The following is a 22,459-nucleotide window of genomic DNA, read 5'->3' as shown; positions in this document are numbered from 1 at the left end:
CTCCGGAGCATTGCGGCGCAGCCGCAGATGACCGGGTGAGGTAACCAATGGGTGCCGCACCCGGTCTTCGGCGTTAAAATGGGTACGTGACTTCCAATCCAGTAACCGTCTTTTCCGAACTCGCAACCCTCGACTGGCGCGCCGAGGACTTCAGCTACGCCCAGCTCAAGGCCAACCTGCCGCGCCCTGCCATGAACTCGCAGACCGCCGCTGAAACCGTGCAGCAGATTATCGATGATGTGCGTGCCCACGGCATGGGCACGCTCAAGGACCTGGCCCGGCGATTCGACCAGGTGGAGCTGGATCATACAAGGGTTGCGCAGGCGGAACTGGACAAGGCGCTGGCCGAACTTGATCCCGCGGTCCGCTTGGCGCTGGAGGAATCGATCTCCCGCGCTCGGCTCTTCGCCGCCGCCCAGGTGCCGGCCGACGCCGTGGTCGACTACAGCAACGGCGGATCCGTCACCCAGCGCTGGGTGCCGGTGCGCCGCGTGGGCCTCTACGTGCCTGGTGGACTGGCCGTCTACCCGTCCTCGGTCATCATGAACACCGTCCCGGCCCAGGCCGCGGGCGTGAAGTCCCTGGCCTTGGCCAGCCCGCCGCAGAAGGAGTTCGGCGGACTGCCGCACCCCACCATCCTGGCTGCCGCGAAGCTGCTGGGCATCGAGGAGGTGCACGCCATGGGCGGCGCCCAGGCCGTGGCGGCCTTCGCCTATGGCGTGGACGTGCCGGGGGACTCGCGCGGCGGCATCGAGCCGGTGGACGTGATCTCCGGTCCGGGCAACGTCTTCGTCGCTACCGCCAAGCGGCTGGTCAAGGGCGTCGTGGGCATCGACGCCGAGGCAGGGCCCACCGAGATCGCGATCCTGGCCGACAGCACGGCAAAGGCGGACTTCGTGGCCGCCGACATGATCTCGCAGGCCGAGCATGATGCCAATGCCGCCGCGGTGCTGGTCACCGACTCGCCGGCACTGGCTCAGGCCGTGCGCGAGCAGCTGGACGTCCAGGTCGCGGCCACCAAGCACAGCGAACGCGTCCGCGAGGCGCTGAGCGGCAGCCAGTCCGCGATCATCCTGGTCAAGGACCTGGACCAGGGCGTGGATGTCTGCAACGCCTATGCGGCGGAGCACCTGGAAATCATGACCGGCAACGCCGCGCAGGACGCCGCCCGCATCACCGCCGCCGGCGCGATTTTCGTGGGCGACTATGCCCCGGTGTCGCTTGGCGACTACTGCGCCGGGTCCAACCACGTGCTGCCGACCAGCGGCACCGCGTTGCACGCCTCGGGGCTGAACGTGAACACGTTCCTGAAGGCCGTGCAGGTCATCAGCTACGACAAGTCGGCGTTGGGCGATGTCGCGGCGCACGTGATTAATCTGGCGACTGCCGAGGACCTTCCGGCCCACGGCGACGCGGTCGCCGTGCGAAAGGCGCACAAAGCGCTAAACTAATACATGACATGTGTGGATTTCGGAAGGTACGCTTTGTGGAATCCAGTTTTAGCACTGAGTTGGAGGTGTCATGAACTGCCCTTATTGCCGCAACCCCGATTCGCGTGTGGTCGATAGCCGAGTTGCTGATGATGGCGTCTCCATCCGCCGGCGCCGGCAGTGCACCGCGTGCTCCCGTCGTTTCACGACGATCGAAACCGCAAGCCTGAGCGTCTTGAAGCAGTCCGGTGCGGTTGAACCGTTCTCCCGCAACAAGGTGATCAACGGCGTGCGCAAGGCCTGCCAGGGACGGCCGGTCACAGACCACGACCTGGCTATTCTGGCGCAGGAAGTCGAGGAAGCCGTGCGTACCTCGGGCGCCGCGGAGATCCCGGCGCACCAGGTGGGACTGGCAATCCTCGACCCGCTCTCGCGCCTGGACGAGGTGGCATACTTGCGTTTTGCCAGTGTCTACCACAATTTCCAGTCGCTGCAGGATTTCGAGGCGGCGATGGAGAAGCTGCGCGAACAGCGCGGCAAGGCTCCGCAGGGGACCCAACGACCACTGACCGCAGACTGACCCTTCGGGATACACCAGAGGCGTTGGCCCGGCTCTTTTCAGGGACCAGGCCAACGCCTCTGGTTTTTGCGCGCCGCGTCGGCGCCGCGCCCTATGGCAGGGTGAGGATCTCGGCGCCCGAGTCGGTGACCAGCAAAGTGTGCTCGAACTGCGCGGTGCGCTTCTTGTCCCGCGTGGTGACAGTCCAGTCGTCGGCCCACATGTCCCATTCAACGGTGCCCAGGGTGAGCATCGGCTCGATGGTGAAGACCATGCCCGTCTCGATCAGCGTGTTGTAGCCCGGCGCCGCATCGTAGTGGGGGATGATCAAGCCCGAGTGGAAGGCCTCGCCCACGCCGTGGCCGGTGAAGTCGCGGACCACGCCGTAGCCGAAGCGCTTGGCGTAGCTTTCGATGGTGCGGCCGATGACGTTTATCTCGCGGCCCGGCATGACCGCCTTGATAGCGCGCTTGAGCGAGTTCTCGGTGCGCTCGACCAGCAGGCGGGATTCCTCGTCCACGTCGCCCACCAGGAAGGTGGCGTTGTTGTCGCCGTGCACCCCTCCGATGAAGGCGGTGATGTCGATGTTGATGATGTCCCCGTCCTGCAGGACCGTGGAGTCGGGGATGCCGTGGCAGATCACTTCGTTCAGCGAGGTGCACAACGACTTCGGGAAGCCGCGGTAGCCCAGGGTGGACGGGTAGGCGTTGTGGTCCAGGAGGAACTCGTGGCCGATGCGGTCCAGCTCGTCGGTGGTGATCCCTGGCTGGCAGGCCTTGCCGACTTCGGCCAGCGCCTGCGCCGCGATGCGTGAGGCAATGCGGATGCGTTCGATGACCTCGGGGCTCTTGACCTCGGATGCGGTGTTCTTGGCCGGTTCGCGCTTGCCCACGTACTCCGGACGTTCAATGTTCTTGGGCACCGGGAGCTGGGGGGAGACCACGCCCGCGGTGAGATTTCCGATTGGTGCAGTTGCAACAGTAGCCATGAAGATATTCTATCGCCCGGCTGGCCCCCGGATTTGTGGATGAGCTGAGAGCCGAACGCATTTCACACCGAAAACTATCCCGGTGCGCTAGCGTTGAGCTAGGCAGCCATAGAACCATCTGAAGGAGCAGGCGATGAGCTCAGAAGGAACCCCCGGTGAGGGGAAGTACTGGTACAACGTGAACACGAAGAGCATCGAGAAGGGCGCGCAGTCGGACTGGTCCCAGCTGCTGGGCCCGTACGACACCGAGGCTGAAGCCCGCACCGCGCTGGAAAAAGTGCAGGCGCGCAACGACGCCTGGGATGCGGAAGACGAAGAAGACGACTAGTTCTCCTGCGTCCGCGCACAAGAAAACCGGTGCGAGCAGCCCCTGCACGGGGCCGCTGGCACCGGTTTCCTCTTTGCCGCGGCGTGGGCCGACGAAACGCTACTTGTCGAACTCGTACTCGGCCGACGGGAAGGTGCCGGCCAAGACGTCCTGGTGGTAGGCGCTGACCGCCTCGGAGACCGTCGTGCGCAAATCGGCGTACTTCTTGACGAACTTCGGGGTGCGGCGTCCCCCCAGTCCCAGCATATCCTGCCAGACCAGCACCTGGCCGGTGGTCGAGGCCCCGGCGCCGATGCCGATGGTCGGCACCACCAGTGCCTCGTCGATCAGCTTGGCGGCAGGGCTCGGAACCATTTCCATCAGGATGCAGAACGCGCCGGCGTCCTGCAGGGCCAGCGCATCGGCTTTCATGCCCTCCACGGCGTCGCCGCGGCCCTGGATGCGGTAGCCGCCCAGGGCGTGCTCGGACTGCGGGGTGAAGCCGATGTGCCCGATGACCGGAACCCCGGCCAGGACCATGGCGCGCACGTGGTCGGCGTAGGCGGCGGTGCCTTCCATCTTCACGGCGTGCGCATGTCCCTCCTTCATCAGACGGACAGCGGTGTCCACGGCCTGGGCAGGGGACTGCTCGTAGCTGCCGAACGGGAGGTCGGCGACAACCATGGCGCGCTTGCTTCCGTTGGCAACGGCCTTGGTGAAGATGATCATTTCATCGATGCTGATGGGAAGCGTGGATTCGTAACCGATGACGGTGTTGGCGGCTGAATCGCCCACGAGCAGGATCTCGATTCCCGCTTCATCGAAAATTTCGGCCATCATGACGTCATATGCGGTTAACATGGCGAATTTTTCGCCTTGTTCTTTGGCTTGCTGTAGATGGTGAACCCGGATGCGGGACGGGCCTTTTTCAGGGTTCGCTACGTATGGTTGAGGCATGAAACGACTTTATCGCACTTGGCGCAGGCGGTGCTTGCACGGCTAAAGAGGTCGAAACGTTATAGTCTTGCAACAGGTCAACATAACTACGGGCCTGATGGGCGCCGGACTCTAGCATTTATAAGGCGGTGGAATATGGATCGTCAGCAGGAATTCGTGCTGCGCACCATTGAAGAACGTGACGTTCGATTTGTGCGCATGTGGTTTACCGATGTGGTTGGTTCACTGAAATCTGTGGCGCTGGCACCCGCAGAAGTCGAGGACGCCTTTGAAGAAGGTCTTGGCTTCGACGGTTCCTCGATCGACGGCCTGTCCCGGATCTCCGAATCAGACATGCTCCTGCAACCCGATCCGGCCACCTTCCAGCTGCTTCCGTGGCGCGGTGAGGTCGAGCCGACCTCCCGCATGTTCTGCGACATCCTCACCCCCGAAGGCCAGCCCTCGAACGCCGACCCGCGCCAGGTGCTCAAGCGCCAGCTCACCGAAGCGGCCAATATGGGCTTCACCTGCTACACCCACCCGGAGATCGAGTTCTACCTGTTGAAGAACTCCGAGCTGGATGCCGAAGGGCGTCCGCAGCCGATTGACAACGGCGGGTACTTCGACCATGTGCCGGACGGCGTCGGCCAGGACTTCCGCCGCGCCTCGGTCACCACGCTCGAAGCCCTGGGCATCTCGGTGGAGTTCTCCCACCACGAGACCGGACCGGGCCAGAACGAAATCGACCTGCGCTACGCCGATGCCCTGCAGACTGCGGACAACATCATGACCTTCCGCACCGTCATCAAGGAAATGGCCATGCAGAAGGGCATCCACGCCACCTTCATGCCCAAGCCCTTCGCCGAGCATCCGGGCAGCGGCATGCACACCCACTTCTCCTTGTTCGAAGGCGATGTCAACGCATTCTTCGAGGCCGGCCGCGAGTACCAGCTCTCCGACGTCGCCAGGTCGTTCATTGCCGGCATCCTGCACCATGCGCAGGAAATGACCGCGATCACCAACCAGTTCGTGAACTCCTACAAGCGCCTGTGGGGCGGGGGAGAAGCCCCGAGCCACCGGTCATGGGGGCACAACAACCGCTCCGCCCTGGTGCGCGTGCCGCTGTACAAGCCGGGCAAGGGCCAAAGCGCGCGTGTGGAGTACCGCGGCATCGATTCAGCCGCCAACCCGTACCTCGCCTACGCCTGCCTGCTGGGCGCCGGCCTGAAGGGCATTCGCGAAGGCTACGAGCTGGAAGACCCGACCGAGGACGACGTCTGGAGCCTGTCCACCGCCGAGCGCCGGGCTTCGGGCCACGTGCCGTTGCCGGGCAGCCTGCATGACGCCCTGCGCGCCATGGAGGAGTCCGAGCTCATGGCCGAGATCCTCGGCGAGCAGGTGTTCAACTCGTTCTTGGCCAACAAGCGCGCCGAATGGGAAGAGTACCGACAGATCATCACCCCGTACGAGCTGGATAAATACCTGGGGATCCTCTAGGAGGACCCCGGCGCGCCGACGCGCGTCACACAGTCAGGAGCCGACGTTCACGCCATGACAGAAATTTCCTCGCGATCCCTGATCAACGCCGGGTTCTCCGACGTTGAACGGGCCAAGAAGTTCCTCGATTCCACGGAACTGTCCACCTTGGACCCGGAACTGATCGTGAAGATGATGGCGCACGCGCCGGACCCCGACCAAGCCCTGCTGCTTGCCCTGCGCTTGGTGGACCGCCACCCGCAGGCGGCGGAGATCTTCCTGCAGGCCGAGAGCTGCCAGGCGCTGATCCGGCTGCTGGGCAGTTCCGCGGCACTGGGCGAATTCCTGATCCGATGCGAGGAGGCGCTGCAGGTCGTTGCGCAGGCACCGTCCACCAGCTTCACCAATGTGCCCGCAGACCAGCTGCGCAACGACATGCTTGCAGCGGTCGGCGCGGTGCAGACTCCGAACGGCCACTGGGTCGCCTCGTGCACGGGGGCCGAGGCGCGTCAGAAGCTGCGCGTCAGCTACCGGCTGGCGTTGCTCTCGCTGGCCTACCGCGATCTGGGATCGGCCCAGCCGCAATGGGTCATGCCGCAGGTCGCCGCCGAACTGGCTGACATGGCCGCGGCAGCCCTGGAAGGCGCCCTGGCCGTGGCCCGCGCCGAAGCCGGCGAACAGTACACCCCCGAACAGGTCGACCAGGTGAAGCTGGCCGTGATCGGTATGGGCAAGTGCGGCGCCCGCGAGCTGAACTACATCTCCGACGTGGACGTGATCTACGTGCATGGTTCGCTGCCGGGCATCGAGGAAGATCTGGCCGGCGCCGTCGCCACGGTGCTGTGCGGCAACGCCGCCCGCGCGCTGATGGTTCCCGGCCCCGAGCCGATGCTCTGGGAAGTGGACGCCAACCTTCGCCCCGAAGGCAAGGACGGCGCGCTGACCCGCACCCTGTCCTCGCATGAGGCCTATTACCGGCGCTGGGCGCACTCATGGGAGTTCCAGGCGCTGCTCAAGGCCCGCGCCATCGCCGGCGACAAGGACCTGGGCGCAGCCTACGAGCGCATGGTCTCGCCCATGGTCTGGTCCAGCTCCGAACGCGACGGATTCGTGGAATCCGTGCAGGCCATGCGCCGGCGGGTGAGCGACAACATCTCCAAGGACGACGTGCCCTGGCAGATCAAGCTGGGCCCGGGCGGGCTGCGCGACGTGGAGTTCACCGTGCAGCTGCTGCAGCTGGTCCACGGACGGGTGGAGCCTTCCATCCAGGTGCCCACCACCACCCAGGCCATCCACGCGATGAGCGAGACCGGCTACATCGGCCGCGAGGACGCAACCAACTTCGATGGCTCCTACCGTTTCCTGCGCCTGCTGGAGCACCGCATCCAGCTCAGCCAGCTGCGCCGCACGCACCTGATGCCGCGCAACGAAAACGCCCAGCGCGTGCTGGCCCGCGCCATCCGCGGCGCCGGGGACCTGCAAGCCACCAGCCCGGAAAAGCTGCTGCGCCGCTGGAACGAAACCAAGCGCCTGGTCCGCTCGCTGCACGAACGCATCTTCTACCGCCCGCTGCTCGTCAGCAGCTCCAATCTCTCGGCGGACGACGTCCGGCTCACCGCGGAATCCGCGCAGGCCCGGCTGCGCGCCCTGGGCTATCTGGACCCCAAGGCCGCGATGCGCCACATCGAGGCGCTTACCGGGGGAGTCTCCCGCCGCGCGGCCCTGCAACGCCAGCTGCTGCCGGTGTTGCTTGACTGGTTCGCCCGCGGCGTCGACCCGGACGCCGGGCTGCTCGGCTTCCGCCGCCTCAGCGAGTCCCTGGGCAAGACCCACTGGTTCCTGGGCATGCTGCGCGACACCAACGCCGCCGCCGAGCGCCTGAGCCACCTGCTGTCCAATACGCGCTTCCTCACCGACCTGCTGGCCAATGAGCCGGCCGCCGCCGCCTGGCTGGGCACCGACAGCTCGTTGATGCCGCTGAGCCGAGAAAGCCTGGCGCAGCAGAACACCTCCATCATCCAGCGCACCAAGGCACCCGAAGCCGCCATCCGGCAGATCAGGCTCGTGCGCCGCCGCGAGATCCTGCGCGTCGCGCTCGCCGACGGCGCGGGCCTGCTGCGGGTGGACCAGGTGGGCCGGGCCCTGTCGGACATCGACGGGGTCATGATCGACGGGATCCTCACCGTGCTGCTGGCCGCCGACCAGGCGGTTCACGGGGAGCAGGCGCGCATCGCGGTGATCGCCATGGGCCGCCAAGGCGGGCAGGAGATCGGCTACGGCTCCGACGCGGACGTGCTCTATGTCCAGCGCCCGGTTGCAGGCGCGACCGACCAGCAGGCCCAGGAGCAGGCCTCGCGTGTGGTCACCGAGCTGATGTCGTGGAGCTCCAAGCCGTTGAAGCCGGCCATCCCGGCCGAGGTGAAGTTGAAGATCGACTCGGACCTGCGCCCCGAGGGGCGCCAGGGCGCTCTGGTGCGCTCCTTCGATTCCTATGCCGCCTATTATGAGCGCTGGGTGGAAGTCTGGGAACGGCAGGCGCTGCAGCGCGCCCGGCCGTTCGCCGGCGACGAGCAGCTGGGCCAGGACTTCATGGAGCTGATCGAGCCGATCCGCTACGGCCGCGGCCTGGACGAGGCGGAGATCAAGGAGATCCGCAAGATCAAGGCGCGCGTAGAGGCAGAACGGCTGCCGCGCGGAGCGGATCCGAACCGGCATCTGAAACTCGGCCGGGGATCGCTGTCCGACGTCGAATGGCTGGTGCAGTTCTACCAGCTGCGCTACGCCTGGAAACACCATGAGCTGCGCACGCCGTCCACGCTCGTCGCGCTGGACCAGCTGGCGGCCTTGGAAATCATCACGGAAGAGCAGGCCGAGGTGCTGGACATCGCCTGGCGCCTGGCCACCCGCATCCGTTCCGCCGAGATCATCACCTCGGGTCGTTCCAGCGACGTGCTGCCCGGTTCCGCGAGGGACATGGAAGCCGTGGCCCGCTGGTGCGGCTACGAGGCGAACACCGGCATGGAACTGGAAGAAGACTACCTGCGCGCCACCCGGCACTCCCGGGCGTTGTTCGAGCAGCTGTTCTACGGCTTCGAAGACTAGCCTTGATGTCCCGGACGCAGATCCGCGAGGAGCGCTGGAGCCCGGAGCCCGGAGGCTGGCGTGTGTGGAGGCGCCAAGTCTACCTCGGCTCGGGCAACGCGTTCTCGGAGCAGTCGGCGGCAGCGCTGCTGCGTTGGGAAGTGAAAACCCGCAGCGGATTTCGCATCAGCACGCAGGACAAAGTCTGCAGCGGCGCCAAGCCGCTAATCATCGTCCCCGTGGGACCGGTGTCAATCCACGAACCCGTCGAGGTGGTGGATGTCGTTGAATGCGGCAACCTGGCCGGATTCGCCTATCGGACCCTGCCGGGACACCCGGTCTGCGGCGAGGAAGCCTTCATCCTGCGCCGGATGGGGCCAGCGGTGTTCCTGGAGATCCGCTCGCTCACGGCCGCTTCGGACCGCAGGATCTGGCGTTCGGTCTTCTGGCTGCTGCTCGGAGCGCAGCGGTTCATCCGGTGGCGCTATCTGCGGGTGATGCGCCAGCGCACGTCCTGACCTGCATCTGCATCGGCGGGACGGCGGCAAGACCATGAATTTCATTTCGACCCTCGCACCCGCGCCTCATCAGACGATAGGCTGGGCAGGCAGTTCCAAATTTCGGTTCGGCGCCCCCGGATTGCCCGGCAGCGCCGATGGTTTGAGGGGGAAAAGGACATGGATCCGCAGTTAATGCAGGCAGCGGTCGACCAGTCGGTACTGGCGCTGGAAAGCAACGACAGCGGCCCGTTCGGGGCGGTGGTGGTACTGGACGGCAAGGTCATTGCCACCGGATACAACACCGTGGTGCATGATTCCGATCCGACGGCCCACGCGGAGGTCAACGTGATCCGCAAGGCCGGACAGGCTCTGGGAACCTTCGACCTGTCACAGTGCGAGCTCTACACCAGCTGCGAGCCGTGCCCCATGTGCCTCGGCGCCATCTACTGGGCGCGATTCAAGCACGTCTACTACGCGAACGACCGGCAGGACGCGGCGAACATCGGCTTCGACGACAACTTCATCTACACCGAACTGGAGCTTCCCATGAGCGAACGGCGCATCCCGTTCACCAAGGTCGAGCTGGCCTCGGCTCTGGGGGCCTTCGAAGCGTGGACCGCCAAGGTAGACAAGCAGGAATACTAGCCGCCGCTGATTCAGGGTTGGCTTGGCGCCTAGCGGTGTTCCACGACCGGCCAAGCCACGCGGAAGCGTTCGGTGGGCTGCAGGGCCTTGGTGCGCAGCGCATTGGCCAGGACGATGCCGTGGGGTGAGACTTCCAGTATGTTCAGCACCTCGGCGGCATCGCGGGAGCCGGCATCCAGCACCCAGGTGGTCATCACCTCGCTGATGCCGCGATCCACCAGCAGCTGCTCGCCGTCCACGTATCCGCAGGCATCCGCCAGTGCGTGGCCCAGGACGTTGCGCGGGGTCACCAGTTTGTAGTCGGGATCCGCAGGGTCGAGATGACCCACGGTTTCGCCGTCTTCGCGCTGCACGCCGACCCGGGTGGAAAAGTCCATGACGCCAGCGTACCCCGGAACGAAACAACGCCGGGTTCCACCCGTTGGTGGAACCCGGCGTAGTGCTGTCACCCCGCAGGGCGGGGATTAGCAGCCGTAGTACAGCTCGAACTCGTATGGGTTCGGGCGCAGGCTCAGTGGCTTGATTTCGTATTCGCGCTTGTACTCGATCCAGGTCTGGATCAGGTCCTCGGTGAACACGCCGCCCTCGAGCAGGAACTCATGGTCGGCTTCCAAGGCCTTGAGCGCCTCCTCAAGGGTTTCAGGGGCGCGCTGGATGTCCTTGGCCTCTTCGGCAGGAAGCTCGTAGAGGTCCTTGTCGATCGGGTCTGCAGGCTCGATGCGGTTCTTGATGCCATCCAGGCCAGCCATCAGCTGGGCTGCGAAGGCCAGGTACGGGTTCGAGGAAGCGTCTGGAGCGCGGAACTCGATGCGCTTTGCCTTCGGGTTCGAACCGGTGATCGGGATGCGGATACCGGCCGAGCGGTTGCCCTGCGAGTACACCATGTTGACCGGTGCCTCGAAGCCCTTGACCAGGCGGCGGTAGGAGTTCACGGTCGGGTTGGTGAAGGCAAGCACCGCATCTGCGTGCTTCAGCAGGCCGCCGATGTACCAGCGGGCGGTGTCGGACAGGCCGGCGTAGCCCTTCTCGTCGTAGAACAGCGGATCGCCGTTGCTCCACAGCGACTGGTGCACGTGCATGCCCGAGCCATTGTCGCCGAAGACCGGTTTCGGCATGAAGGTTGCGGACTTGCCCCAGGCATCGGCCACGTTCTTCACGATGTACTTGAACAGCATCAGTTCATCGGCGGCATGCACCATGGTGTTGAACTTGTAGTTGATTTCAGCCTGGCCGGCAGCGCCAACCTCGTGGTGGCTGCGCTCGACTTCTAAGCCTGCTGCATCCAGCTCGACGCAGATGGCATCGCGCAGGTCAGCCTGCTTGTCGGTTGGGGAGACAGGGAAATAGCCGCCCTTGAACGGGGTCTTGTAACCCTGGTTTCCGCCCTCTTCCTTGCGACCGGTGTTCCATGGCGCTTCGTCAGAGTCGATCTTGTAGAACGCACCCTGCGGCTTGGACTCGTAGCGGACGTCTTCGAAGATGAAGAATTCTGCTTCCGGAGCGAAGAATGCGGTGTCGGCGATGCCGGTCGATTCCAGGTAGGCCTCGGCACGCTCGGCCACGCCACGCGGATCGCGGTGGTACGGCTCGCCGGTGCGGGGGTTGATGATCGAGAAGTTCATGGCCAGGGTCTTCTCGATACGGAATGGATCGATGAACGCGGTCCTGACATCCGGGATAAGCTGCATGTCGGAATCAGAGACACCTGCGAATCCGCGAATGGAGGAACCATCGAAGAGCTGGCCGTTGACGAAGAAGTCCGCGTCGACCGACTTGGCTGGAACATTGAAGTGCTGCTGGACACCTGGAAGGTCAGTGAATCGAATGTCGACGAACTTGACGTCCTCTTCGGCAATGTAGGCCAAAGCTTCTTCTGGACTCTTAAACATGTGCAGGTTACTCCCTGGTGAGATTTAGGTTTGGTAAACGGAACGATCACACGAAATGATCTGAGCTGTTCTCTTGCTTACCCATCAAGCTTACCTAGGATCCGTTTCTTATTGGTGTCTCTATTGTTTCGTCCGCGTTACAAACAACATGTTCGGGCGTGTCGTACGTCTCTGATCAGTGTGAAAGCACGGGTGTAACAAACAAATCCGTGCGGAAAATCAGTGAAAAATGTTTACACAGGGTGCGCGGATAGACTAGAGGGGTGGAACGCAAAGACTTTAGTTCGTGGCTTGAAGGCCCGCCCCAGCTTAATTCCCAGCATTGGCCGGGGGAGCACATGGGCCGTCCGGAGAAGGGCCCCGGCTCGATTGGGCGCCTGCCGCGCCGGCTCGGGGCAATCAGCATCGACTGGGGGCTGTCGATGCTGCTCAGCTGGTGGCTTTTCGACCTGAACGACTGGGCAACGTTGGCGCTGTTCGGTCTGGGCCAGATCATCGGAGTAGGCATCACCGGGCATACCATCGGCCATCGGGTCTTCAGGATGCAGGTCCAGTCGATGGACGGCACTGCGGTTACGCCGTTGCAGGGACTGATTCGCTCGGTGCTGCTCTGCCTTTTCATCCCGGTACTGATTGCCGACAAGGACCAGCGCGGACTGCACGACCGACTGGCCAAGAGCATCCTAGTCAACATCCGCTAGCAAGAGCAGGCTCCCTCGGCCCGGGCACGAGGTCCCTGGCGCTGCACAGAATCAAGACAAAAAAGAAACCGCATCGAACGATGCGGTTTCTTTTTATCCGGTCCTAGCCTCGCATGGCGCGGCGGTTCGGGCGAACGCGGTTCGGGTCGATGCCCTTGGGGATCGGCAGGCGATTCGCGGTCAGGGTGCTCAGACGCTTCTCGACTGCGCTGACCTCAAGCTTGGTGATCGACTTCGGAAGCTTCTTCATCTTCTTGGCGACGTCTTCCAAGGCCACCTGGTCTTCGTCCTGGCCGGCGTTGATCACGTGGATCGGAACGTTCGGCAGTACGCGGCCGACTCGTTTGCGCTCGGAGATCACCAGATCGCGCACGCGGGACTTGGGGCCTTCGGAGACCAGCACCACGCCGGCGCGGCCAATGGCCATGAACACGAGGTCCTGGTGGCGGTTGTAGGCAACCGGTTCCTCTTTCAGGATCCAACCGCGACGCAGTACGCTCATCGCTGCGCCGACAGCACCCGGTCGTCCGACCAGCTGCGAGAAGGCGGCCTTCTCGGCGCGGCGGGACATGATGTACATAGCAGCGAGCAGGGCCAGCGGGATCGAGATGATCAGCATGGTGACCCAGTTGCGGATCAGCAAGCCGATGACCAGGCCCACGGCGATGATTCCCAAGGCAGCCAGAGCCATCCACCAGACGACCATCGGGTCGTGGCGGCGGGTCATCTGGAAGACCTGGCCGATCTGCTTTAGGCGACCGGGCTCTTTGTTCTGCTTCTCAGCTTTTGGTTTACGCGAAAAAAGCCCACGCTTTGATTGCGAGGCAGCGTCGTTGTCGGAGTTTTTGGCCATAGTGCCTCAATTCTACGCGATGAATCTATGAGATCTAATCCAGTGCGGGAAATTGCCAGTCCCGTACGGCTGCGGGGGAGGGCCAACGCACGATGTCCCGGCCCGAATGGTCCGGAGTGTACCATTCGGGCCGGGACATTTCCGGCGGCGTTGCCTAGCTTCCGATCAGCGAGGCAGCTTCCTGACGGGTGTCGCCGGAGGATTCGATGTGCGCGAGCGCCTCGGGGATCTCGCGGCCCTTCTTGCGCATGGCTCCTGCCCACAGTCGCCCGGCCCGGTACGACGAGCGCACCAGCGGCCCGGACATGACCCCGGCGAAGCCGAGCTCTTCGGCTTCCTGCTGCAGCTCCAGGAATTCCTGCGGCTTCACCCAGCGGTCAACAGGCAGGTGACGTTCGGTCGGGCGCAGATACTGGGTAATGGTCAGCAGGTCGCAGCCAGCCTCGTGCAGGTCGCGCATGGCCTCCGAGATTTCCTCGCGGGTCTCGCCCATGCCCAGGATCAGGTTCGACTTGGTGATCATGCCGCGCTGGTGGCCATGGGTGATGACGCCCAGAGAGCGCTCGTAGCGGAACGCCGGGCGGATGCGCTTGAAGATGCGCGGCACGGTTTCCACGTTGTGCGCGAAGACCTCCGGAGCAGAGTCGCAGATCGCGTCCAGGTTCTCCGGCTTGCCGGAGAAGTCCGGGATCAGCAGTTCCACGCCGGTGTTTTCGTTGAATTGGTGGATGCGGCGCACGGTTTCCGCGTACAGCCAGACACCCTCGTCTTCGAGATCGTCGCGGGCGACTCCAGTCACGGTGGCGTAGCGCAGGTCCATCTTCTTCACGCTCATGGCGACCTTGAACGGCTCGGAGCGGTCCAGCGCCGCCGGCTTGCCTGTGTCGATCTGGCAGAAGTCGCAGCGGCGGGTGCACTCGGAACCGCCGATGAGGAATGAGGCCTCGCGGTCTTCCCAGCACTCGAAGATGTTCGGGCAGCCGGCTTCTTCGCAGACGGTGTGCAGTCCCTCGGACTGCACCAGGTTTTTCAGCCCCACGTATTCAGGACCGATGTTGAGTTTCGCCTTGATCCACTCGGGCTTGCGCTCCACGGGTACGGCGGCGTTGCGCTTTTCAACGCGCAGTAGTCGACGGCCTTCTGGCTCGATGCTCATTGACTGCTCTTTCTAAAGGAAGGGAGTGGTTGTCTAGACGACTTGAGGGGTGAGGAGACGCTCAAGCTCCTGCTGGACGCGATCGACCACGTCGCTGGGGGAGATTTCGCGGCCCAGTTCCTTGGAAATCGTGGTGACGCCGGCATCCGTGATGCCGCACGGGATGATCTGGTCATAGGCGTTGAGATCATTCGAGCAATTCAAGGCGAAACCGTGCATGGTCACGCCGTGGTTGATTCGAATTCCGATGGCGGCGATCTTGCGGTCCTGCTCGCCCTCCGCACCTGGAACCCACACCCCGGAGCGTCCCTTCACCTGCGCGGTGGGGATGCCGTACTCGTCGACCACGTTGATCAGCGCTTGTTCGAGGGTTTCCACGTATAGCCTGATTGCGCTGATCTTGCGCAGCTTGACGATGGGATAGCCAATGAGTTGTCCTGGGCCGTGCCAGGTGAGTTTGCCTCCGCGGTCAACGTCAACAACGGGGGTGCCGTCGAGGGGAAGATCTTCGGGTTCAGTTCGTTTGCCAGCCGTGTAAACGGCTGCATGTTCGAGGAAGAGGACTTTTGGGGTTTGTTCGTCCGCGGCCACCGCATCATGCAGCTGGATCTGGTAGTCCCAAGCCTGCATGTACGGAATGTATTCTGTGCCGAGTCCGACTCTTTCGAATTCGATCGCCATGGGGGTTACCCTACGCCGTTGAACCGGCGGTCGCTAATTCGCCACCACCCGCTGTACATGTGGATAACGAATTTGCAATTCGGGATTATTCGGTAGAACGGAACCATGGATGAATCAACGAATGTGCTGGCCTGGCCAACGTGCCCCGGTTACATGACAGTGAAACCCTTAAGTACCAAGTCACCATGCAAAGTTTGGCTCATTCGACGAGAGTCGGACCAGCAATATATGGTGCTGAAACTTAGTCTGACTATGGAAAATGTGGCATCGCAGAGGCTTCACAATGTCAATGCCGCGAGGAAATATGTCGTCGATTCTTACGGCATGCTCAGCACCCAGCTAGGCGACGGGTTGCTGATGGAGTACTGCCCGGGTGGCAGCCTCGCTGCGCTCATGGCTCGGCGCTCGAACTTCACGCTCGCCGAATGCGTGACAGCTCTGGCCCCCATCGCCCAGGCCATTGCGGGACTTCATGCAGCAGGGATGCGGCACGGGGACATTTCGCCGTCCAACATCATGCTCACGGCACAGGGCATGCCGAAGATCATCGACTTCCAGGAAGCCTCTTTGAGCCAGGATGCGGCTGAAGTCGCCGGGACGCCCGGATTCATCGCACCCGAGACGTTCACAGGCGCAGGGGAGGAGGAGCTCGGCGCCCGGGACGTCTTCGCGCTGGGAAGCTGCCTCTGGTACCTTCTGGACGGCGAACCACCGGACGAGCCGCATTACCGCCCGCCGGTCAGGGTCCAGTTTCCCGGCGTTCCCGAGATCATCCAGGAGCTCCTGGCCGACTCGTTGGACGAAGATCCGCTGCAGCGCCCCACCGCGGACCAATTCGCCCGGACGCTGTTCTCCAGCATTCCGGCCGCGCCGATCCACTGGGAAGGGTTCATCGACACTGACAGCAACCAGCTGATGGATACGATCCACCCTGACGTGGCGGCACGGACGCAACACCGTCGAGCCGGGTCACGTCGGAAAGCAGGAAAGACCAGCACCGTCATTCCGGGAGATAGTGGCAGCTGGCACGGGCACCGTCTACGCCGCACCCCCGGAGGCGCGAAGGTCGTTGCCGCGCTCGCGATCGGAGGCATCGCGATTGCGGCCAGCTTCCTAGGGGTGAAATACCTGTTGCCCGGCCAACCGCCGGACCCGGCGGCACAGGGCGCAGTACCGGGCGAGACGCCAGGCTGCCGGATCCTGGACGTCGGGGAGGTCCCAGCCTGCTCCTTCGAAGCCGATACAGTCATTGCAAGCTTCCTGGCACTGTCCGCCGCGCGTGACCGGGCCATGAACTCAGGCGATTCCTCGGCGCTGCGAAAAATCTACGTCGAGGACTCGGAGCAACTGCAGAGGGACCGTGAAACCCTGGACTCGATGCGCAAGCTGAAATTGCGGTTCAATGGCCTCGAAACGAAATTGGAGGATGTCTCGATCCAGGCTCGCGGCTCCGCAGACACCGTGATCCTTCAGGCCCTTTCGACGCACAGTTCCTATACCTACGTTGATGCAGCCGGCACGTTGCGGCACCAGGTGGCCGCGGGCGACCCCGAACGGATCCAGGTCGAGGTCGAGCTTGTTGACGGCCAGTGGTTCCTCGGGACGGTGCTCAGTCGCAGCGACTGAGAATCAGCGCCCGTTAAACTGCAAACGGCCGTTCTCCCAGGAATCAGGGAGAACGGCCGGTGAGCGGACGCAACAGCGTGTTGGGCGATTAGCTCCAGAGCACTGCGACGGCAATGTTGACCAGTGCCAGCCCACCGACTGCGTGGGCGATGCCGGTGGAGACTTCTTGGCCTGCCTTGACCTTTTTGCGGCCGATGAAGGCGGCCACGGCGATGCCCAGGGCGATGACAACCTTCACACCGATCTTGATGTGGTTGACGTCAGCGTCCTGCGCTTCGTAGATGCCTACCAGAGCCAGGCCGGTGATCACCTGCAGCAGCGCGCCGTACCACTGCCACACGTTGACAGTAGGGGTCTTGAAGTTGGCCAGCCAGCCGCCGAAGATCGCTGCCGCACCCAGGATGTGCAGGAATACGAGGAAAGAGATTGCAAAAGTCATATCTCCAGAGTAGTCGAGGTTCGACGCATTGTAGAAACGACAAGGGGAAGCTTCCACCGCCGGCGAACCAACGTGAAAGCTTCCCCTTGCTAGAAGCGCTGAAGCGTCCCGGCCTTACAGGCCCAGATCGCCCTCGAATGCGCCGCCTTCAAGACGTGCCTTGACGGTCTGCAGGAAGCGACCGGCATCGGCACCGTCTACCAGACGGTGATCGTAGGTCAGGCACAGGTACATCATGTGGCGGATCGCAATCGAGTCATTACCCTCGGCGTCGGTGACGACCATTGGGCGCTTGACGATTGCACCGGTGCCGAGGATGGCAACCTGTGGCTGGTTGATGATCGGGGTGTCGAACAGGGCGCCAACCGAACCGATGTTAGTGATCGAGAAGGTGCCACCGGACAGCTCGTCCGGACCGATCTTGTTGCTGCGGGTACGGGCAGCGACATCAGCGATCTTGTTGGCCAGACCAGCAAGGTTCAGATCGCCAGCGTTGGAAACCACAGGAACCAGCAGTCCCTTGTCGGTATCCACCGCGAATGCCAGGTGCTCGGCATTGTGGTAGGTGATCTGCTGAGTCTCTTCGTTGTACTCGGCGTTCAGCTTCGGGTGGGCCTTCAGAGCCTCGGCAACAGCCTTGGCGATGAACGGCAGGTAGGTCAGGTTCACACCGTTGACTGCCTTGAAGTTGCTCTTGGCCGAGCCGCGCAGCTTCACGATGCGGGTCATGTCGATCTCGTGGACCTGGGTCAGCTGAGTCGAAACGTCCAGCGATTCGCGCATGCGGCGGGCGATGACCTGGCGGATGCGCGGAGCCTTCTCGGTGGTGCCGCGCAGGCTCGAAGCCTCCACTGCCGGGGCGGCTGGCTTGGCGGCAGCAGGAGCGGCGGCAGCGGCTGGAGCAGCTGCTTCCTTGGCGGCAACTGCGTCAAGCACGTCCTGCTTGCGGATGCGTCCGCCAACACCGGTGCCCTTGACCGAGGCGATGTCGATGCCGTGCTGGTTGGCCAGGCGGCGAACCAGTGGGGTGACATAACCCGAATCGTTCGACTCGGCGGCTGGAGCAGCTGGTGCGGCCGGAGCCGGAGCGGCAGCAGGTGCCGGAGCGGCCGGGGCTGCAGGAGCGGGGGCCGGAGCTTCTTCCTTGGCAGCCGGTGCTTCCTCCTTGGTGGCCGGAGCTTCTTCCTTGGCTTCCGGAGCTGGCTCGGCTGGAGCAGCAGGAGCTGCATCTGCCGAACCGATGACGGCCAGGACTGCGCCGACCTCAGCGGTCTCGTCTTCCGGAACGCGGATTTCCAGCAGGGTGCCGGCCACTGGGGACGGAACCTCGGTGTCGACCTTGTCGGTGGAAACTTCCAGCAGCGGCTCGTCGACGGCGACTTCCTCGCCGACTTCCTTCAGCCAGCGGGTGACGGTACCCTCGGTGACCGACTCGCCCAGGGCAGGCAGGGTGACCTCGGTGCCGGAAGCGGAGCCAGCGGCAGGAGCCGCAGGAGCAGACTCGGCAGGTGCTGGTGCTTCTTCAGCGGCAGGCGCCTCTGCGGATGCCTCTTCGGCGGCAGGAGCAGCAGGGGCAGCAGACTCGCCGGCACCCGATCCGTCGCCAATGCGGACCAGGGGAGCGCCGACTTCGGCTTCCTCGTCCTCGGCGACAAAAATTTCCTCGATGACTCCGGCAACAGGCGAAGGAACCTCGGTATCAACCTTGTCGGTGGAAACTTCCACCAATGGCTCGTCGACCTCTACGCGGTCGCCGACCTGCTTCAGCCAGCGGGTTACCGTACCTTCGGTAACACTTTCACCCAGTGCGGGCAGGTTTACGGTTTCAGACATCTTCCCGTATCTCCTCGTTTATAAAACTTGAATTTTGTAGGAGGCGTTGCCTCCGAGCCTAGACCATGCGGGCGGCGCGGCCGAAACCTGCGCCGCCCGCATGACTTGATGCGCTGTTAGCCGTGCAGAGGAGCGCCGGCCAGAGCCATTGCGGCTTCGCCCAGGGCTTCGTTCTGGGTCGGGTGCGCGTGGATCAGCTGTGCAACGTCCTCTGGGTAGGCTTCCCAGTTCACGATGAGCTGTGCTTCGCCGATCTGCTCGCCAATGCGGCCACCGATGCCGTGCACGCCGACGATAGGGCCGTTCTTGACACGGACCATCTTGATGATGCCGCTGGTGCCCAGGATCGAGGACTTGCCGTTGCCGGCCAGGTTGTACTCGGTGGTCTCGATCGAATCGGCGCCGAACTTCTCCTTGGCCTTGGGCTCCGTGTAGCCGACGGAGGCGATCTCTGGCTCGCAGTAGGTCACCTTCGGGATGTTGATGTCCTCGATGATGGTCGGCTTCTTGCCGGCGATTTCCTCGGCGACGAAGCGGCCATGCTGGTAGCCGCGGTGCGCCAGCTGGAGGCCTGGCACGATATCGCCGATGGCGTAGATGTTTCCAACGCCGGTGTGCAGGCGCTCATCGGTGATCACGAAACCGCGATCGATGGTGATGCCCTGCTCCTCGTAGCCCAGGTTCGCGGTGACCGGACCGCGGCCTACTGCAACCAGGACGATTTCTGCTTCCAGGGTCTTGCCGTCGGCCAGGGAGACCTTGACGCCGTTGGCATCCTGCTCGACCTTTTCGAAGAAGACACCGGTGTTGAACTTGATGCCGCGCTTCTTGAATGCGCGCTCCAGGTTCTTGATGATGGCAGGATCCTCGTTCGGAACCAGCGACGGCAGGCCCTCGACGATGGTGACGTCCACGCCGAAGGACTTCCAGACCGAGGCGAACTCGACGCCGATGACGCCGCCGCCAAGGACGATGGCGCTCTTCGGCAGGTCTTCCATGTTCAGGGCTTCGGTGCTGGTCAGGACGCGGCCGCCGATTTCCAGGCCGAAGGTCTTGGACTCGGAACCGGTGGCGAGCACGATGTACTTGCCCTTGTAAACGGTGCCATCAACATCGATGGAATCCTGCGAGACGAGGCGGCCGTTACCGGTGATAACGTTGACCTTCTTCATCTTCAGCAGGCCCTGCAGGCCCTTATGCTTGCCGGCGACGATGCCGTCCTTGTAGGTGCGGACGCCAGCCAGGTCGATCGACTGCAGCGAGGAGTTGATGCCGTACTTGGCGCCCTCACGTGCATTCTCGGCAAGTTCTGCGGCATGCAGGTAAGCCTTGGTCGGGATGCAGCCGGTGTGCAGGCAGGTGCCGCCCAGCTTCTCCTTCTCGATCAGACCGACGGTGTAGCCCAGCTGGATGGCACGCAAAGCTGCCGAGTATCCAGCGGATCCACCGCCGAGGATGAGGACATCAAATTCTTGCGTTGCTGCCGAATCGGCCACGTGAACGCTCCCTCGTTATTAGCTAAGTGAGGCCGACTTTGGTCGGCCAGGGGATCGGGTCGCGGATCGATGGTTTGTGCTGGTACGCGCGCGCCAGCAATCCGCAGTGATGTTTCAAAACTTACCTTAGTACCGTCGGCGCGCCACAGTCACGCTCGCACGCCCAAAAGTAGGGTATGTCTCGTTGCCCTGAACGGGCCGTGGCGCATGAAATTGATAAATTCCATGCGCCACGGATAGTCCTAGCGGGCGCCGGCCAGCTTTTCAGCGTAGGCAACCAGCGTGCGGACCTGCGAGCCGGTGCCGTTCTTCGGGGTGTAGCCCCAGGCCTTGCCCTCGTTGAAGGCGGGACCGGCGAAGTCGATGTGGGCCCAAGGGATCTTGGCGCCGTCGACCTCTCCGACGAACTCCTCCAGGAAGACGGCGGCGGTCATCATGCCGCCCATGCGTTCGCCGATGTTCGCCAGGTCTGCCACCTGCGAGTCGATGCTCGGGCGCAGCTCCTCGGGCAGCGGCATGGCCCAGGCCAGCTCGCCGGCTTCGTCGGACGCGGCGACCAGGTCGTCGCGGACCTGCTCGTTGCCCATGATGCCGGCGGTGCGCAGGCCAAGTGCCAGCATCTGCGCGCCGGTCAGGGTGGCCATGTCGATCATCACGTCAGGCTTTTCCTCGCTGGCTGCGGCCAGGCCGTCGGCCATCACCAGGCGGCCCTCGGCGTCGGTGTTCAGCACCTCGACGGTCTTGCCGCCGAACATGGTGATGACGTCGCCCGGACGGGTCGAGGCCCCGCCTGGCATGTTCTCGGCCAGGCACAGCCATGCGGTGACCTTCAGGTCCAGGCCCAGCTCGGCCACGGCGCAGATGGTCTGGAACATCGCGGCGGCGCCGGACATGTCCGACTTCATGGCGTGCATGCCTGCAGGCGGCTTCAGCGAGATGCCGCCGGTGTCGAAGGTGATGCCCTTGCCGATCAGCGCCAGGTGCTTCTGGGCCTTGGCCGGCGAGTACTCCACCTTGACCATGCGCGGCTGGCGGGCTGAGCCGCCGCCCACGCCGATCAGGCCGCCGAAGCCGTCCTTGGCCAGGCGCTTCTCGTCCATGACGGTGACCTTCAGCGGCAGCGGCTTGGTGTAGTCCTTGACCGCCTGGGCGAAGGACTCCGGGTAAAGCAGGTTCGCCGGGGTGTTGATCAAATCGCGGGTAGCGCGCACGGCGCGGCCGAGGATCGCGGCGCGCTTGAGGGCGTCCGGCAAGTCCTTGGAGGTCGCTGCGTCGGTGGCGACCATGGCTTCGGCGAGCACCGGCTTGTCGTTGGCGGCGGTGCGCAGGTTCTCGTAGCGGTAGGAGCCCAGGGCGATGCCCTCGGCGATCGCCGCGACGCGTTCGGTGGTGTCGGCAGGCAGCGCGTAGATCGCGCTCTTGGCGTTGGACATCTGGCGGGCGGCCGAACCGGCGGCGCGGCGCAGGGTCTCTGCATCCAGCTCCGACAGTTCTTTGACGCCTAGGCCGATGAACATCAGGACCTTGGCCTTGGTCTCCTCGACGGCTGGCAGCAGCGCCACCTCGTCGGCCTTGCCGCCGACGCCGATCAGGGTCAGCGACTTCTCAAGTTCGGTGGTGACGTCCGCGGAGAACGGGGACGCGGCAATTGACACCTTGTCGCCGTTCTTCAGTACGCCCAGCACCAGGGTATCGGCGCTCTTGCGCTTGATGTCGGTGCCGATGGCAGTCAGTGTGAGATCACTGGAGTTGATCACAAAATCATTCCTTCTATGCCTTTGTAGGGTCTAAGGACGAGACAGCCCAGAGTTCAATGCCGGAAACGGTGATGCCGGTGGGCTGCGTATCTCCCATAGACGATGT

General features: G+C 63.7%; 19 protein-coding genes and 1 pseudogene. 9 read left to right on the top strand and 11 right to left on the bottom strand.

Translation table 11 applies throughout. The features are described from left to right. Positions 1-86 precede the first annotated feature (86 nt). On the top strand, positions 87-1,451 hold the full coding sequence (hisD, locus tag RF641_RS15135; protein WP_053798388.1) for a histidinol dehydrogenase: 1,365 nt from the start codon (positions 87-89) through the stop codon (positions 1,449-1,451). A 70-nt stretch (positions 1,452-1,521) separates the two neighbouring features. Then, positions 1,522-2,010: a transcriptional regulator NrdR gene (gene nrdR / locus RF641_RS15130; protein ID WP_047119477.1), complete on the top strand. Its 489-nt coding sequence runs from the start codon at positions 1,522-1,524 to the stop codon at positions 2,008-2,010. 91 nt (positions 2,011-2,101) lie between these two features. On the opposite strand, the gene map is transcribed toward nrdR, so the two are convergent. Further along, entirely contained in the window at positions 2,102-2,977 is an 876-nt protein-coding gene (map, locus tag RF641_RS15125) for a type I methionyl aminopeptidase (protein WP_047119476.1), read from the bottom strand. A 133-nt stretch (positions 2,978-3,110) separates the two neighbouring features. Between map and RF641_RS15120 the strand changes: the two genes are divergently transcribed. Beyond that, entirely contained in the window at positions 3,111-3,305 is a 195-nt protein-coding gene (locus RF641_RS15120) for a hypothetical protein (RefSeq protein WP_047119475.1), read from the top strand. A gap of 99 nt (positions 3,306-3,404) precedes the next feature. Here RF641_RS15120 and panB read toward each other — a convergent pair whose 3' ends face one another. Next, entirely contained in the window at positions 3,405-4,241 is an 837-nt protein-coding gene (panB, locus tag RF641_RS15115; RefSeq protein ID WP_053798386.1) for a 3-methyl-2-oxobutanoate hydroxymethyltransferase, read from the bottom strand. Between the two features lie 135 nt (positions 4,242-4,376). Between panB and glnA (RF641_RS15110) the strand changes: the two genes are divergently transcribed. The 4 genes from glnA (RF641_RS15110) (at position 4,377) to RF641_RS15095 (ending at position 9,922) form a co-directional block, all read left to right on the top strand. Next, positions 4,377-5,717, top strand: a complete 1,341-nt coding sequence (gene glnA, locus RF641_RS15110; protein WP_053798385.1) for a type I glutamate--ammonia ligase — start codon at positions 4,377-4,379, stop codon at positions 5,715-5,717. A gap of 54 nt (positions 5,718-5,771) precedes the next feature. Next, positions 5,772-8,798, top strand: a complete 3,027-nt coding sequence (locus RF641_RS15105; RefSeq protein ID WP_120989241.1) for a bifunctional [glutamine synthetase] adenylyltransferase/[glutamine synthetase]-adenylyl-L-tyrosine phosphorylase — start codon at positions 5,772-5,774, stop codon at positions 8,796-8,798. 5 nt (positions 8,799-8,803) lie between these two features. Further along, entirely contained in the window at positions 8,804-9,295 is a 492-nt protein-coding gene (locus tag RF641_RS15100; protein WP_424573531.1) for a DUF1990 family protein, read from the top strand. A 159-nt stretch (positions 9,296-9,454) separates the two neighbouring features. Beyond that, entirely contained in the window at positions 9,455-9,922 is a 468-nt protein-coding gene (locus tag RF641_RS15095) for a nucleoside deaminase (RefSeq protein WP_047119471.1), read from the top strand. 29 nt (positions 9,923-9,951) lie between these two features. Here RF641_RS15095 and RF641_RS15090 read toward each other — a convergent pair whose 3' ends face one another. After that, positions 9,952-10,299 (bottom strand): hypothetical protein, encoded by a 348-nt coding sequence (locus RF641_RS15090; RefSeq protein WP_120989242.1) that lies wholly within the window; start codon positions 10,297-10,299, stop codon positions 9,952-9,954. Positions 10,300-10,386: 87 nt separating this feature from the next. Beyond that, complete coding sequence (glnA, locus tag RF641_RS15085) at positions 10,387-11,811, bottom strand: type I glutamate--ammonia ligase (protein WP_424573530.1); 1,425 nt, start codon at positions 11,809-11,811, stop codon at positions 10,387-10,389. A gap of 263 nt (positions 11,812-12,074) precedes the next feature. Between glnA (RF641_RS15085) and RF641_RS15080 the strand changes: the two genes are divergently transcribed. Continuing rightward, positions 12,075-12,512 (top strand): RDD family protein, encoded by a 438-nt coding sequence (locus RF641_RS15080; RefSeq protein WP_047119468.1) that lies wholly within the window; start codon positions 12,075-12,077, stop codon positions 12,510-12,512. Positions 12,513-12,615: 103 nt separating this feature from the next. Here the strand turns inward: RF641_RS15080 and RF641_RS15075 are convergent, their stop codons facing one another. From RF641_RS15075 to lipB, 3 genes and pseudogenes are all read right to left on the bottom strand, one after another. After that, on the bottom strand, positions 12,616-13,365 hold the full coding sequence (locus RF641_RS15075; protein ID WP_047119467.1) for a DUF4191 domain-containing protein: 750 nt from the start codon (positions 13,363-13,365) through the stop codon (positions 12,616-12,618). Positions 13,366-13,519: 154 nt separating this feature from the next. Further along, positions 13,520-14,521, bottom strand: a complete 1,002-nt coding sequence (lipA, locus tag RF641_RS15070) for a lipoyl synthase (protein ID WP_053798379.1) — start codon at positions 14,519-14,521, stop codon at positions 13,520-13,522. Positions 14,522-14,554: 33 nt separating this feature from the next. Then, positions 14,555-15,214: pseudogene (gene lipB / locus RF641_RS15065) on the bottom strand (lipoyl(octanoyl) transferase LipB); the annotation flags it as partial. A 240-nt stretch (positions 15,215-15,454) separates the two neighbouring features. Here lipB and RF641_RS15060 point away from each other — a divergent pair. Further along, positions 15,455-16,828: a protein kinase domain-containing protein gene (locus tag RF641_RS15060; RefSeq protein WP_286163493.1), complete on the top strand. Its 1,374-nt coding sequence runs from the start codon at positions 15,455-15,457 to the stop codon at positions 16,826-16,828. 88 nt (positions 16,829-16,916) lie between these two features. On the opposite strand, the gene RF641_RS15055 is transcribed toward RF641_RS15060, so the two are convergent. From RF641_RS15055 to RF641_RS15040, 4 genes are all read right to left on the bottom strand, one after another. Continuing rightward, complete coding sequence (locus tag RF641_RS15055; protein ID WP_047119462.1) at positions 16,917-17,267, bottom strand: hypothetical protein; 351 nt, start codon at positions 17,265-17,267, stop codon at positions 16,917-16,919. A 114-nt stretch (positions 17,268-17,381) separates the two neighbouring features. After that, positions 17,382-19,100, bottom strand: a complete 1,719-nt coding sequence (gene sucB, locus RF641_RS15050) for a 2-oxoglutarate dehydrogenase, E2 component, dihydrolipoamide succinyltransferase (RefSeq protein ID WP_047119461.1) — start codon at positions 19,098-19,100, stop codon at positions 17,382-17,384. A 116-nt stretch (positions 19,101-19,216) separates the two neighbouring features. Then, a complete protein-coding gene (gene lpdA, locus RF641_RS15045; RefSeq protein WP_047119460.1) occupies positions 19,217-20,596 on the bottom strand; it encodes a dihydrolipoyl dehydrogenase in 1,380 nt (459 codons plus the stop codon). Positions 20,597-20,838: 242 nt separating this feature from the next. Continuing rightward, complete coding sequence (locus RF641_RS15040; protein WP_424573529.1) at positions 20,839-22,353, bottom strand: leucyl aminopeptidase; 1,515 nt, start codon at positions 22,351-22,353, stop codon at positions 20,839-20,841. Positions 22,354-22,459: the final 106 nt, after the last annotated feature.

It is taken from the genome of Arthrobacter sp. 'calajunan' (assembly GCF_046940185.1).
Taxonomy (GTDB): domain Bacteria; phylum Actinomycetota; class Actinomycetes; order Actinomycetales; family Micrococcaceae; genus Glutamicibacter; species Glutamicibacter soli.
This window is presented reverse-complemented; position numbering and strand designations above follow the sequence as displayed.

Excerpts from the sequence above, each read along its gene's own strand:
- nrdR (WP_047119477.1), top strand. The coding sequence starts at position 1,522 with ATGAACTGCCCTTATTGCCGCAACCCCGATTCGCGTGTGGTCGATAGC.
- RF641_RS15060 (WP_286163493.1), top strand. The coding sequence starts at position 15,455 with ATGGAAAATGTGGCATCGCAGAGGCTTCACAATGTCAATGCCGCGAGG.
- RF641_RS15055 (WP_047119462.1), bottom strand. The coding sequence starts at position 17,267 with ATGACTTTTGCAATCTCTTTCCTCGTATTCCTGCACATCCTGGGTGCG.
- RF641_RS15100 (WP_424573531.1), top strand. The coding sequence starts at position 8,804 with ATGTCCCGGACGCAGATCCGCGAGGAGCGCTGGAGCCCGGAGCCCGGA.
- glnA (WP_053798385.1), top strand. The coding sequence starts at position 4,377 with ATGGATCGTCAGCAGGAATTCGTGCTGCGCACCATTGAAGAACGTGAC.
- panB (WP_053798386.1), bottom strand. The coding sequence starts at position 4,241 with ATGCCTCAACCATACGTAGCGAACCCTGAAAAAGGCCCGTCCCGCATC.
- sucB (WP_047119461.1), bottom strand. The coding sequence starts at position 19,100 with ATGTCTGAAACCGTAAACCTGCCCGCACTGGGTGAAAGTGTTACCGAA.
- RF641_RS15075 (WP_047119467.1), bottom strand. The coding sequence starts at position 13,365 with ATGGCCAAAAACTCCGACAACGACGCTGCCTCGCAATCAAAGCGTGGG.
- RF641_RS15120 (WP_047119475.1), top strand. The coding sequence starts at position 3,111 with ATGAGCTCAGAAGGAACCCCCGGTGAGGGGAAGTACTGGTACAACGTG.
- RF641_RS15095 (WP_047119471.1), top strand. The coding sequence starts at position 9,455 with ATGGATCCGCAGTTAATGCAGGCAGCGGTCGACCAGTCGGTACTGGCG.
- glnA (WP_424573530.1), bottom strand. The coding sequence starts at position 11,811 with ATGTTTAAGAGTCCAGAAGAAGCTTTGGCCTACATTGCCGAAGAGGAC.
- lipA (WP_053798379.1), bottom strand. The coding sequence starts at position 14,521 with ATGAGCATCGAGCCAGAAGGCCGTCGACTACTGCGCGTTGAAAAGCGC.
- map (WP_047119476.1), bottom strand. The coding sequence starts at position 2,977 with ATGGCTACTGTTGCAACTGCACCAATCGGAAATCTCACCGCGGGCGTG.
- RF641_RS15090 (WP_120989242.1), bottom strand. The coding sequence starts at position 10,299 with ATGGACTTTTCCACCCGGGTCGGCGTGCAGCGCGAAGACGGCGAAACC.
- RF641_RS15105 (WP_120989241.1), top strand. The coding sequence starts at position 5,772 with ATGACAGAAATTTCCTCGCGATCCCTGATCAACGCCGGGTTCTCCGAC.